Source organism: Paucimonas lemoignei (genome assembly GCF_004342585.1).
In the GTDB taxonomy this organism is placed as follows: Bacteria; Pseudomonadota; Gammaproteobacteria; order Burkholderiales; family Burkholderiaceae_D; genus Paucimonas; species Paucimonas lemoignei.
This window is the reverse complement of the sequence record NZ_SLZQ01000003.1, coordinates 221,603-234,447: the sequence shown is the minus strand read 5'-3', so window position 1 is coordinate 234,447 and position 12,845 is coordinate 221,603. Positions and strand designations below refer to the sequence as shown.

11 protein-coding genes and 1 pseudogene are annotated in these 12,845 nt (G+C 48.4%); 3 read left to right on the top strand and 9 right to left on the bottom strand.

Annotated features, from left to right (window positions below; all coding sequences use genetic code 11):
• Positions 1-4: 4 nt before the first annotated feature.
• The gene (locus EDC30_RS06470) at positions 5-592 is read right to left on the bottom strand and encodes a hypothetical protein (RefSeq protein ID WP_132257982.1); all 588 of its coding nucleotides are present in this window, start codon (positions 590-592) and stop codon (positions 5-7) included.
• A 445-nt stretch (positions 593-1,037) separates the two neighbouring features.
• Here EDC30_RS06470 and EDC30_RS06465 point away from each other — a divergent pair, with 445 nt between their 5' ends.
• Both EDC30_RS06465 and EDC30_RS06460 read left to right on the top strand, forming a co-directional pair.
• Entirely contained in the window at positions 1,038-1,877 is an 840-nt protein-coding gene (locus EDC30_RS06465) for a bis-aminopropyl spermidine synthase family protein (protein WP_132257981.1), read from the top strand.
• Positions 1,878-2,453, top strand: a complete 576-nt coding sequence (locus EDC30_RS06460; protein ID WP_132257980.1) for a hypothetical protein — start codon at positions 1,878-1,880, stop codon at positions 2,451-2,453.
• Here the strand turns inward: EDC30_RS06460 and EDC30_RS06455 are convergent.
• From EDC30_RS06455 to EDC30_RS06445, 3 genes are read right to left on the bottom strand one after another with little or no spacing between them, the layout of a single operon-like run.
• The gene (locus EDC30_RS06455) at positions 2,450-3,100 is read right to left on the bottom strand and encodes a hypothetical protein (protein ID WP_132257979.1); all 651 of its coding nucleotides are present in this window, start codon (positions 3,098-3,100) and stop codon (positions 2,450-2,452) included. The genes EDC30_RS06460 and EDC30_RS06455 overlap by 4 nt on opposite strands.
• Complete coding sequence (locus EDC30_RS06450; RefSeq protein WP_132257978.1) at positions 3,101-4,099, bottom strand: M48 family metalloprotease; 999 nt, start codon at positions 4,097-4,099, stop codon at positions 3,101-3,103.
• A 47-nt stretch (positions 4,100-4,146) separates the two neighbouring features.
• The gene (locus EDC30_RS06445) at positions 4,147-4,500 is read right to left on the bottom strand and encodes a hypothetical protein (protein ID WP_132257977.1); all 354 of its coding nucleotides are present in this window, start codon (positions 4,498-4,500) and stop codon (positions 4,147-4,149) included.
• Between the two features lie 41 nt (positions 4,501-4,541).
• Here EDC30_RS06445 and EDC30_RS06440 point away from each other — a divergent pair, with 41 nt between their 5' ends.
• Positions 4,542-5,351, top strand: a complete 810-nt coding sequence (locus EDC30_RS06440; protein WP_132257976.1) for a hypothetical protein — start codon at positions 4,542-4,544, stop codon at positions 5,349-5,351.
• A 39-nt stretch (positions 5,352-5,390) separates the two neighbouring features.
• Here EDC30_RS06440 and EDC30_RS06435 read toward each other — a convergent pair whose 3' ends face one another.
• The 5 genes and pseudogenes from EDC30_RS06435 to EDC30_RS06415 all read right to left on the bottom strand — a co-directional run.
• Positions 5,391-6,800 carry a tyrosine-type recombinase/integrase gene (locus EDC30_RS06435; RefSeq protein ID WP_132257975.1) on the bottom strand — a complete coding sequence of 470 codons (1,410 nt, stop codon included), beginning with the start codon at positions 6,798-6,800 and terminating at the stop codon, positions 5,391-5,393.
• 5 nt (positions 6,801-6,805) lie between these two features.
• The gene (locus EDC30_RS06430) at positions 6,806-7,348 is read right to left on the bottom strand and encodes a hypothetical protein (protein ID WP_132257974.1); all 543 of its coding nucleotides are present in this window, start codon (positions 7,346-7,348) and stop codon (positions 6,806-6,808) included.
• Positions 7,338-9,458 (bottom strand): site-specific integrase, encoded by a 2,121-nt coding sequence (locus EDC30_RS06425; protein WP_132257973.1) that lies wholly within the window; start codon positions 9,456-9,458, stop codon positions 7,338-7,340. Before EDC30_RS06425 ends, EDC30_RS06430 begins: the two co-directional genes overlap by 11 nt.
• A complete protein-coding gene (locus EDC30_RS06420) occupies positions 9,451-11,769 on the bottom strand; it encodes a hypothetical protein (RefSeq protein WP_132257972.1) in 2,319 nt (772 codons plus the stop codon). Before EDC30_RS06420 ends, EDC30_RS06425 begins: the two co-directional genes overlap by 8 nt.
• Positions 11,770-11,851: 82 nt before the next feature.
• Positions 11,852-12,781 (bottom strand): annotated as a pseudogene (locus EDC30_RS06415) (YifB family Mg chelatase-like AAA ATPase); the annotation flags it as partial.
• Between the last annotated feature and the right edge of the window lie 64 nt (positions 12,782-12,845).

Genomic DNA, 12,845 nt, shown 5'->3' with positions numbered 1-12,845 from the left:
GTTCCTATCGGCCTAGTTCAAATGAGGACTTGTGCCTGTCCTGGTGCTGGTGGCTGTTATCCCGTGTCCGTTCATGTGACCCGTTCAAATAGCGGTCGACATACATGCTATGTTGTAGCGAAAGCTCCCGTATGTCCGGCAAAACCGCATAACGCAGGCAACCTTTCCCATCAATATGAACCAGCATGCCGCCAGTGGAAACGCTTCCGGCGCCATTCCACGTTGAGACAAAATCCAAATAAGCTCTGACAAGATTAGGATCTGCGCGCGGCGCATGAGGATTAAGCGCGTCATTCACTAAGTTCTGTATATAAACAGCTAGATCTTCCTTAGCAGCCGACTGCGTCGTGCCGAAGTCAAGATAGGGTGATAGTAGGATCCGTGGCTCCTCATCCTGCCTCACGGGAAACGATTGCACGTACCAGTGAATAGCACGAGAGACTGGCTCAAGAGCCGGTGCGCCTGATATCGCTGTACGCAAGAGTTTCGCCTTATCGTGTTCTTTTGCCGACTTATTACTGCTACGTTTGAATTCAAATAACCGAACTGTTCCCGGTAACTCAAGTAAAACGTCACCAAGTAACCGATCCATAGGACTTTGCTGTAGCAAATTTATACACATTGGCACTTGCCTACCCTGAAGGCGAGTCCCCACGTGAAGGCCAATCCCAAAAAGGAAATTCCCTATGAAGACATTCTCATAAGGCTCGAACGCAGTAAATTTAGAATGCATATTCAGTTAGTAGTCGTAATATTATTGATGCAATATATATAACTAACCTAGGGAGTGTACATTGTTGTTCGAGCAACTTAGCATGAATTTCAGGTTCAGCAAAAGTAGAGTCAGCTCGAAGGACCGAACATACACATTAGATGCATAGAGCGGGCTGTTCGCACTGCGATTCTATTGGCACCGCCGCCGCGGTTGTCAGGTTTATAAAATTTGCACATCGTCTTATCCCATATTTATGGGATGGGCAGAACATGGAAGATGCAGTGTAATTATTGCTTTCGCAAAACAATAACGAGGATCGTACATGGCGGACGGACGCGATATAGACTTAAGAGCGGCAATTAACGCGATTTCTGATGTTGTCCAAAATCGGCCTCGCCCCCTGCGAGAAATGGACCAGATCTATATGAAAACAGGGGATATGGTGCTGCAAAGTGAATTGGTAGCCAAGTGGGCCGACAATAAGCGGCTTGCGTTCATTGGTGATGGTGATGCCATTAGTGTTTGCGTAGCATATCTCAGGCACCGCGGCATCTTAGGGTATGGGCCATCCGAAATTAAGGTATTCGATTTTGATGAGAGGATTTGCGGCGCCGTCACTCGGTTCGCCGATAAAGAGCAATTATCTACTTTAAGTGCACAGCTCTATAACTGCCTGGATGCCTTTCCTCAGCTTGGCGATTTCGATTGTTTCTATACCAATCCGCCTTGGGGCGCGAGCAACGATGGCGCAAGCGTGAATGTTTTCGTGCAGCGCGGCATGGAGGCGGTAGGTAATAATGGCGAAGGCATGGTGGTGATCGCTGATGATCATGAGTTAGAGTGGCCGCAGCATGTTCTGGCCGCGACGCAGCGTTTCGCTCTACAAAATGGCTTTTACATTCAACGTATGGCGTCACGAGTACATCTTTATCACTTGGACGACAATCCGGACCTTCGATCATGTAACCTCATGCTAAAGTCGCTGCCAGGTATCTCGGCAATCGATCTGTCCGAACCGATTACCGATCCTGAACGCCTCTCCCATTTTTACGGCAAAGATCGCCATATCCATATCAAATATGTCCGAGAGAAGAAGCGCGTGGATTATGGGCAGGCGCATGATGACGAGTACTACTATGACTATTTTGAGGGAGGGAAGTGAATGCCAGACATCATCAAGCCACAGCAAGGCATCCTATTCATGAAAGTAGGTGTTCACGCCAAAGAAGACCTTGAAAGTATTATTAAACGCAAGACTCAGGAAATCGAGGATGCCGGCTTTGCGCTATGGGGTTATGGTGGTGGCACTTGTCACCCTGCGACGATGGTGCAGCCATTCGCGAAGCAGCAAGCTCAAAAAGGGCAAAAGATTTTTTTGTGCATGCAAGAGATGAACTCGAATCATTTTGCTGAACCGGTGCGTGCCGAGGAATACTCAATCGATGGCAAAACATGGAATACCATTCCAAAGCCAATCCATGTTCTGGGTTCCCGCTTTGCTCTGGCTATTAAAGAATTGCGCCGTGAAGAATTAATTTTGCCGCTAAATAAGGCCCAGGTTGCGGTCGGCAATAGTCAAGGAAGGTTAGGGCATCGATACATCGGCGGGCGGGTCGATAAGGCATGCTTGGAGTTGACGGATACTATCGTTGCCCCACCCGAGCCAGATGATCCAGTTGTGAAGATTAGTTTGGTTGCCGAACTGTGCGAGCCGTATGCCGTTTTCCTGAGAAATTAATTATGGGTAGCGAGTACTCCAGGGGCACGCTGCTTCAGATCCTCGATATGGCTATTTAACCCTTCACGCCACGACTCAATCTGAACGGTTGGGGAAAGGCAGCTGAAACAATTCGCTAAGCTCTTATCTACGGTCGGCTCCGCGCAGATTGCCGTTCGCACTTCTGTGCTGTCGGCATGCTGGATTAGCCACATGAAAATTTGCTCAAGGCATACAATCTTTTCAGATAAACCGAGTGTATTGTCTTGTGCGAGCAAGCCACTCACCGCGCGAATGGCGCGCTTGTCTCCGGTAAAAATATAGTCGCTTTTACGATTTAATAAAATGGCGCAAAGAATGCTCTCGCCGCCATCCAACTCCAAGTTAAGTTCCTGAGCGAGAAATTCGAGAGTGGCCGCAAACCGAATCTCCTCGTCGGTGGGTTCCAACACAGATATCGCGGCAATTGCTGCCTCAAATTCTGCCAGCGCTGAGCTGCTGCCCCTTGCTGGCGGACGCTTAGTCAGCCTTTTGGTAATCATGTATTTGGCCGCGCCGAGCATACTGTAATGCTGGACTCGAAATGGCCCCGACGCCATCATTTTGCCAAGTACCCCAAATGCCGCCGTCTTGTAGAGGACGTCATTATCGATGAGCGCTCCAGTCATTCAAATGCCTCCCATAACGGCATGCAGAAAACTCGCTCTTTCATCGCTCAACAATTCCCAACTGATTTCGCGCGCCGCTACTTTATTGGTTTCAGACCATGCCGGTTTCGCATTAGTGTAAATATGTGCCATGGCCGCCTGCACAGTTGCCCATTCTTTCGTAACATGGCCATAACATAATGCAAGCGTCCCTGGCTCGATACCGTGGGCTGGCCCAGTCTGCAAGGCTTCATTTGCTAACTGTCGGGCGTTTCGTCCTTGACCTTGTTTCTCAATGGTGAAATTCGGGTCGCCGGTCAATAGCTCGAGCGCGTAGCGGTCAGCGGCAAGTTCTTCATCGTCGATATTTTCGGTTTGTTCTGCCGGATCTTCCATATCAATTAAGGCTGACCCCTCATCAATATGTCCAAGCGCAATGTGCCCGATTTCATGCGCAAGGTGAAAGGCAATTGAGGCGGGATATTGTGAGTCTTTGGCTAGCAAAATGGCTGCTCGCTCGCCGATCCTAACTGCCATTGCACACATTCGCTTGGCTGACAGCGGGTAGACTTTTAAGTGAATCGTAGGAATGCCCATTCCCCATACCAATCCAAGCAAGTCGACAAAGCTAATAAATGACTTATTCGCCAATATGCTTTGTCGAATGGTAAAGGCGGGAACGCCGACCAGAGAATAATGCTGGGGGACAGCGCGAACAAGCGTACGACTAACAGATGCGCCAAACGACGTAATCGCGGGGCGATCCCGCTCTTGATCGCCGGTAAAGTTTTTGTACTTTGCCGCTTCATTCCAAACAAAGCGTGGTGCTTGGTCATCTAGTAGCGAGCGAGGGTCCAATCCTAGATTTCTTGCGATGGAAAAGCGGAGTTCTGCCTGGGCCGATGGGGAGGCATCTGCGGCATCACTCCACCATTCTGGCCAAGCTGCATTAATCGCAGAATCGGACAGGCCGGTCGCCTGCGCGAGTCGTACTTTGAATTGTTGTGCATTGTTAGGCAAATTGGACTCCTTGTGCACGCGTACTTTATCTTATCAAGGACCAAACCCTAAGGTTTCTGTTGTCGCTCTGCCACTTTAAACGGTTCGGTACTTTTAATTAACCCGGCAAGTAATTCAGCATGGGCTGCCGAGCCATCCCAAACTTGTTTGACCAACCCAGTCAGCATTTCCAGCAAATCGGTTTGCACTTTTGCAGTTTCTGTAATGTCAATCTCAAAAAATTCGCATAACTTTTCGGCGTTCTTTGTATGGTTATGAACCCGATCTGAAAGAAACCGACGCGCCGCAAAATAATTAATACCCGCAAGGCGTGCAAGCTCGTTTGGCCCGCCTTCGAATGAGGCGAGCTTGTGATTCAGTATTGCGCAAACAATGGGCCAGTCTTTTTGCAGTTTTTGCATAATGTAAGTATAATACTAAAAAACTGCAAAAGAGGCGAACCATGCTGCAGAATTCTTATGAGGCGATCAAGCGGGCTAGGGGAAGGCTGGCAGAATGCAATCCGGAAATCCCTCGTGTGTTTTGCTGGACTAAGATGGGGACAGAGGCAGGTCAATCTTTGGATACGATATTGAGGCGCAAAGAGTTGGAGCGCCGCGCCGGCAACGGCGTGTTCGCCTGGGGTATTGGCAATTCTCTGGGGACGTCGGCGGAACTGGCTAGAAATCAGTCGCCGGGTCGGGAGGTAGAGGTGCTTTTTACGCCAATGAAAAGTGCGCCGAAAAGCGTTGATGTGACACCATCAAGTTTGCTGTTGTGGCTTGCGTACCTTGGCGATAATGGCAATTTAGTAGATTTGCCAAGACATATGTTTGTGACGAGCCGCGGTGGCATTGAGAAAAGATCTCACTATGCGTTGCTATGTCAAAGTGACGTCAGTATAGAAGAGCAATCCAACGCCGGTATCTTTGATGCGATTTACGCCAAAAATTTGGCGAGCTTAAATCCAATTGGGGCGTCGCAAGTAACTTCAGTAGTGTCTTATCAGCCTAAAGTGCGGCTGTCGAAAGGCCCTCTCACATTTGAAAAGCCCTATCAAGTGGCATTCCGCGCAAAATTTTTTGGAAAAGGATTTGTGCGACTTGCCCGACCCGTTGTGATGACCGGCACGATGATGGCGCTTTATCAGGGACTTTGCGAAGTACAAACAGCCAAAGAATGGCACGAAGGGGTGCAGGCAATTCGCTCAATAGCGGAAGATGCTGTGGGAGGAGCATCGTGTCAGAATGATTTATTCGGCGAATATGCCTAAGCCATACAGTTTCCAGATAGCGATGTAAATACTACCAAGCTATGAATCTGCTAGTCGTTTAATGTGACTAATATCTGCTAACGCCGCATTAAGGAAGCTTTCTAGACTAGCCAAATTGTCGTTCGAAGAAAGTTGAGCCGTATTCTCTGCTTTTAGGACCAAAAATTTGGCGCGCACAGATTCAAGAAGTCGGGAGACATGCGCCTGGTTAATCACGCTTTGTGTTGAAGCGCGAAGCGCAAATGCAATATGAATATAGGGTTCAAGCGATTCCAATCGTGTGTGTCCAGTCCATTCACGAACTTCCCGCTTTAATGCTTCTCCGTCTAAAAGCGCTCGCCGGAAGTCATCGGCGGTTTCTATCTTCTCTCGTTCAATTAGCGCGATAAAAAGATTGGTCACGAAGGCATGTCGGAATAAATGTGGCGAAAGATCGCCCCTAATGCCGGCCGCCAAGCGAAGAAGTGATATCTCTTGGGTTATTGTATTGGGCCGTAAACCTTGCCCAGTTCGTTCATTAACTAACAGAATTCCATTGTCGTTACGCGCTCCGCAAGTTCGTTTGATAAGAGGGGCGCGATTCTTTCTGACAAATTCCAACAAAATATTTAGATCGGCGCGTAATACAGGAATAAGCCGGAATTCTTCATTATTTCCCCCTTTTTTTCCGGTCAGAACTTTCAACATCGGATATTCCATCTGTTCTGCGCCGAGTACACTTTGCACAGTTAAATGGGCTACTTCAAATCGTCTGGCACCAGTGATTTCCAATAACGTAATCAAGACATATCGGCGCTTTTTTAGATAGACCGAAGAACTTGCATGTTGAATGACCTCTCGTAGCTGACGCACATTTTCTGTGCTAACCGGCAAACGAGATTTATAACTATCTGCGGTTGGGAACGCATTATGATGCCAGTATTCCCTAATAATTGGCTTGCTCGACCGCCGAGTATTTTGAATAATGTGAGTCTTTTTGCTTGCTAGGATCCTGCCAGTCGGGCCGATAAAATTGGCATCGCCATAAAAATCACCGACCGCACTCAAAAAATCGAGGCAGACTTTTCCAATTGCCCTCACTGCATTAGGCCCTCGAACCGCTTGGTTCGTTCCATCTTTCTTTTTTTCGCCCGATAAAGTTTTAATAAAAAGAGTGAAGTGATTATCCATTAGGTCGTGAAAATCAATTTTATTCTTAAAACAAAAACGGATCAGATGCGAAAGTTGTGCAGCGTAAGTTGTGAGTGTCCCACCACCGTTTTTCCTAGATAGGCCTTGTTTATAAAGCCTTTGTATAAAGATGTTCGCTTCAAGGCACCATCGACGATCTGGCCAGTAAATCATCGGAATATTGTCTGCCAGGTCTGTTGCAATATTTCCTTCCCAATCTAGATGGGAAAACGAGCGAAATGACGTTTGAGTAAGCTGATAGAGCTGACTGTTTGCCATATGTATCAGTCCTCCTTGCGTAAGGCCGGGCGTTTGCACAGGGACATCTGTAATCGTAGCGCTTTCTGTTCACGCAGACATTTTTCCAAAATAATTGGATTGTTGGAGTCTCGCGCATAGCTGAGACCTTGGTTAAATGACTTGTTAATCGCCATGGTGAGATGCCAGCAGTCTTGCAGAGCGATTTGAAGCAAATCCTTCAACTCATCAATCTGCTCTGATAAAGCAGCTTTCGTCCGCTTGCCTGATCGTGCTGATCGCTCAAGGAAAATGCCGATCGCATCAGCGGCAGATGTTCGCCGTGCATCAAATCCCTGGAATCCATCTGCCAAGATGTCTTCGGCGATACGCTTGATGGTATTGATCGATGAAGGAGCAATGCCAGCATCTTCTCTAGAAAATTTAGCGAGCGCGCCTTGCGACTTGAGGGCAGCAATAAACTGATTGTCTGCGGCATAAGAAGCTGGGTTATCAATGGCTTCTTGTAAAAGCTTATCAAGCGCCCGCACAGACGCTGAATTTTTCTCAAGGCGGGGATCAGTTTTCATTTATTTCGCCTGTAATCTTAACCATCACTTTAAATTCCTTTCCTTCGGGAGTTTGGAAGAAATGCGGCTCGATGGTGACGGTCCCGCTTTCAAGAAGAAAGAAAACGTATTCTTCAAGTTCTTCGCTGTCGAGTAATGAAAACTTTTCGACGTTAAAATGTTTTCTTGCAAGCTGAGCCAGCCCGCCCGTTTCTGCTGGCTCCCTCCTTAACGCTTCTGCCCCGTACGCTGCTTTGGCACCATTTAGTACCGCGCCTGAAGTCGATTCAGTAATGTAGTGGTAAAGATGTTCCATGTCAGTGTGGCCAAGATACCACTGCAGCGTTTCTATGCCGCCAAACGATCTTCCCCAAAAAAAGAGCATGGCAAAAAATCGGCGCAATTGGTGCTGCCGGATGTAGTAACGTCGTCCCTTTTCATCAAGGGCAAGCTCAAAGTAATCACAGAACATGTCAAGCGCAGCGTTGTAGTACGAGTGCGATACTGACGAAGGAAGGTAGGAGGGCACCTTGGGACGGGCGAATAATTGCGTTGTCTCTCCGATTATCCCGCGTTCGACTAACTCAATTTGCAGTCTTTCTAGCATGCCGATCTGCGAAGCACAGATTTCGGGAATCGGTCGGACTTCCTTTTGTCGCATGCCGTCGAAACCTGATTTACGGTTCTCAAAAACCAAGTATTGGCGCGACTGGTCAAGGCACTGCGCAGTCTTCAGATCGATTAACTCACCTTGCCTTCTAGCGGAGAGGGTTCCGACAGAGACTTCTATGGCGCCATACAAAACGTGAAGTAGCTCAAAAAAACCTTCATTGGCTCGCATGCGCCGAAAATACTCACTACTTGGCGGACGGATAGAGCCTGGTTTATTAGGATTACTTTCACTGAAACTCATCTCAAAACCTAGATGCAATGTGCGAACGCCTTGCCGGCGAAGCTTTTCGGTCAGTAAAGGTTTTATGCCATTCTGAGCGCAATAGTCCCAAATACTCTTATCGCTCGCTTTCGCCGCAGTTGCAATATTCAGGTAGCTGGTAATTAAGTCTTCTCCATACTCCAACGAGAACTCGATAGCCTGTTTTAATGAGGTGAAAACGAGGCTTTGTGGCAACGTGCGAAATCGCCCACTTGGTTTCAGGGGCAAACAATCGTGCAGCGCAATTTCATCCGTTAAGTTTAGCGCTTCTAAGGGGACTGGCAATTCAAGTTCCGATAACAGCCCCATGGAACGGAGCGTCTGTTTCCATGCGCTCAAGGTTGCAAGACTTAGTTTATCTTCAAGCGCCGTGCGAACGGGGACGCTAGAGTATTCCCGATAATATCGATCGATCTGATGAAAATGTAGTTCTTCGGGAATTGGCTTGGCCTGAATCTTTCCCCATAGCGTATTTGCGTAGACTGCGTCGGAAATCTGCTTCGATCTCGGTCCATAGCGATAGTCCACATTTGCACAGGCTTTTTTGTAAAAACCTTTGGACCAAAGAAAAGCTCTTGCTCGAATGAGCTCTTGATCATTCAATTCCAGCGAGCGATCGCAAATATCGACTTCGATTTCTCCGAGGGCTGGCTTTTCTTTTAAGATAGCCTGCACCTCGGATTCGTTAAGCTTACTAATCCCGTCCTTTAGATACGCCGTTAACCGATCATGCCATCTGTAGATGGATTCGGCCGTAGAGGATGATGTTGCAAGGTCTGAGAAGAACCGTCTAATGTCAGTGTCAGTGACAATTGCCAGGCCATAACTGGCGAGCTTAAAGTAAGCAGTATTTAACAGAAAATAATCAATTAATCTAAATGTCCGGCTTACGCGGTGATAGCAGGCGATATTTGTTAATGTAACTTGTCCAGTTGAATCGAAATGGGTTTGTACACAAAGCCAGCATTTGAAAAGCTCAAGGAGCTGGTGATGTTGTGGATCAGTTAGCCAGCTATTGTCTTCTAGTTGCACTCGGAAATCGATTTGGAATTTACTCCCAAGGCCGAAATCAAGCTCCCAGCTGTTATTGGGAAAAGGGCTTTTTAACCACCATGCAGAACGATATTCTTCAGCCCGATCCAAGTTGATTAGCGCTATGAATTCGAGTTCCTTGGGAAGAGCGGATGCTTTACTCATAAATAATGGATTCCATTGCTTTTGGATTTGCCTCTTGAAGTGCGGTAGTCAAATAGCCTTTGAGATCTTCACGCTTGCACTTTTCACTTTCGATGTGATCAATGACTTGGGTTGCTATTTCCGACCAATATACGGCCTTTCCAGAGGGCCGACTGTGAGCGTTGGACACTGCGATTTTTAAGCTTGCTAGCGCAGTTAATATGCCAGGGCTTACTCCAATTAATAATTCACCTGGTTGGTCTTTCGGCTTATCGGGTTTTTCTTCTTGATTAAAAAATGAATCCGGAATTTTTCGCAATGCGTGGTTAGTTAAGAATTCATGTAATTCCGCCATGCTGGCGAAACTCGTGGCTTTAAGTAGGTATTTGCTATCTTTTAGGGCCTCTACGAGAATGCCCGCTTGGAAAATGCGGATCCACCGTTCTTGAAAGAATGCCAGAATCGGTTCTGGCAAGTATCGGGAAAGCAAGCTCCGCGAATACTCGGCGTGCCCGAGGGCTTCCGCCATTTTTTTGACATCGTGTGTTTCTAAGTAGATTAATACCCCTGCACTTGCTCTTAACGTAGGCAGACTGAAACGATCAGCTATATCAGTGCTCTCACCGATACTTATGTTGGCGGAGCATTGAATGCTTTGTGCCGTGGCTGCTCGCCTTGAGGCCATTGAAGTGCACGTCGCTATCCGGTTCACCGCAGTTGGGTAACTAAAAGCGATCCCGCTAGTTAAGAGTAGTCTTCGCCACTTATCATCACCGCGCTCTTTAAGAAATTTGCGAAGTGGATTTGTTAGCGCAATGATTTGTAGGACGATCTTGGCAGTCTCGCCCGTTAAGGCAACTTTTTGTTGGCTTTTCACTGGGCCTTTGCGATCTTTGCGGCCAATTAAAACGTATTTTCCATCGATTTTTTTGAGGCCGGTCCGCTTTCCATGTTTATTGTAGAGTTCGAGACCCTCGAGAAAAGACGGCGTAATAATCGGGTGCTCGGCCACGAGTAATGCACAATGTGGAAGTAGGGAGCTTGTCGTTGGTATTCCGAGGTCATGAGCCGCTTGTTGGAGATCGCGTCCATAAAGACTTGTTAGTGCACAGTCGTTACTCGTTAAGTAACCATGATAAGCAAACGTGGCAGCGATATTTTCGAAGTAGTTGGGATTGGCCCGATCGACGATCCAGCCTTGTCTTGTGTATTCGCTAGTCCCGCCGATGAGTCTTACTTGGCCTTGCGATTGCGCTACTATTCGACGCCGATAACGACCCCAAATATCTTTGACAGCACAATTAGCCCATGTTTTTATTATTCCTACATCACGGCGAATTTGATAAAACAGGAGTTCTAGCGCTTGGGAATCCGTAATATGGAGCGGAATATGGGTTAGCAATTTAACCTTAATCTCGGTCCCGTCTTTTAATTTTCGTATTTGTGTATGCGATTTAGGGCGATGTTTGATTGGGGCTTTAGGGAATTCGCCGAAAGGGCGGGCGAATAATTGATTCCCCACCAAATAATGTTCAACGAACGTAACAAGTTCATTGCGCCAGTCTCGTGTAATTGTGTGGATATTGCTATCGGCGGCAAATCGAGTAGTCGAGTAATAGATTAGAAATTCTCGCCAAAATCTTGTTATAAAATTCGAAGAGCGAAAATCACTAGGGGAAAGCTCTCGAGGATACTCTCCAATAAATGCGGCAAGCTCTTTTAGTCCGACAATTCGGCTCGATTTCCTACCGCTGAAATATTGATCGCACGCTTCAAAAAGACGCTGAGTAAATTCACGCCCCAACTTTTTGTAGATAAGGTATAGCGGGAAATGGGTGACGCGCCCGACTCTGTTTGTGGAAGGCCAATTCCGCCAAAGCCACACCTGCTCCTCTTGGAGTTGTAGGAGCGCATACTTCTCTTTGCATGCATCGACAAAGGACGTAGGGCCGGTACTGGCCGGTGAAAACTGCTCTGCATTAACTTGTGAAAACTCGGCTCGAAGCTCAACCAAAAGGGCCTTGAATGCCGAACAATAAGCGTAACGGCTACTAATTGATAATGACGCGAAATCGTCGGAATTCAATGCGCCGACAAACTGCTCGCAGATGCTGTTGAAACTAGCGCTGCGAATCGTGGTTAACGTAACCCCTTGCCCACTAACTTGCAGAAAACATTCAAGGAATCTAATTAAAGCGGAAATTTTGGGTTGGTGAGATATTCCTACCCGGGTGCCAGCCGAATTCAGTACGGCAAGAGCTTTATTACTTATTGCCTCAAATGTGTAATCTTGATAGGCACCTATATCCTGGATGATTGTCTGTGGCTTCACTATCTTGTCCGTTTGCGTAAATCATTGATTTATCGCAATTAATTAATATTGGACAATATTAGCAAAAAAGTTAAACCACAAATTCATCGAGAAACAGGACGCCGCGATGGGCTAGCGAGATTTCGCCGGGACGCGGATTGCCGCCGCCGCCCACCAGGGCAACCGCCGACGCCGTGTGATGCGGCGTGCGGTAGGGGCGCTTCTTCCAGCGCGTCGCGGCAAAGCCGCCGGTCAGCGACTGCACCGCGGCGGACTCCAGGGCGTCGTCATCCGACATGGGCGGCAAGATTCCGGGCAGGCGGGCAGCCAGCATGGATTTGCCGGTGCCGGGCGGCCCGACCATCAGTACGCTATGTCCACCAGCCGCCGCCACTTCCAGCGCCCGCTTGGCGTGCAATTGTCCCTTGACCTCGGAAAAATCCGGATAGTACGGGATAGCGTCGGCAGCCGGCTTTGCCTGGAATCGTGCCAGCCGGTCTTCGCTTTCCTTGCCGGCGAAATGTGCGCATACCTGCAGCAGCGACGCCGCGGGCAGAATGGCAGCTTCCCTAACCAGTGCGGCTTCTTCGGCATTCGCAAGCGGAAGAATGAATGCGCGCCGGCTTCCCGGCTTGCTGCTGACGCTCATGGCATAGGTCATGGCGAGCGCGCCGCGGATCGGCCTCAATTCACCCGACAGCGACAATTCGCCGGCGAATTCATAATGTTCCAGTTCGTGTGCCGGCACTTGTCCGGAGGCGGCCAGGATCCCCAGGGCAATCGGCAGATCGAACCGTCCCGATTCTTTCGGCAAGTCGGCTGGCGCCAGGTTGACGGTGATGCGTCGCGAGGGGAATTCAAACTGGGCGTTTTGCAGGGCGGCGCGCACGCGGTCGCGGGCTTCCTTGACTTCAGTATCGGGCAAGCCGACGATCGTAAAGGAGGGCAAACCATTCGCCAGGTGCACCTCGACCGTGACTTCCTGCGCCTGCATGCCAGTCAATGCACGACTTTTCAGGACTGCCAGACTCATCGCTCGCCTTGCTTTAATTGAAAAAAAGCAAGCTTAACGTTGCTGCATCCATCCAACTTTGCCC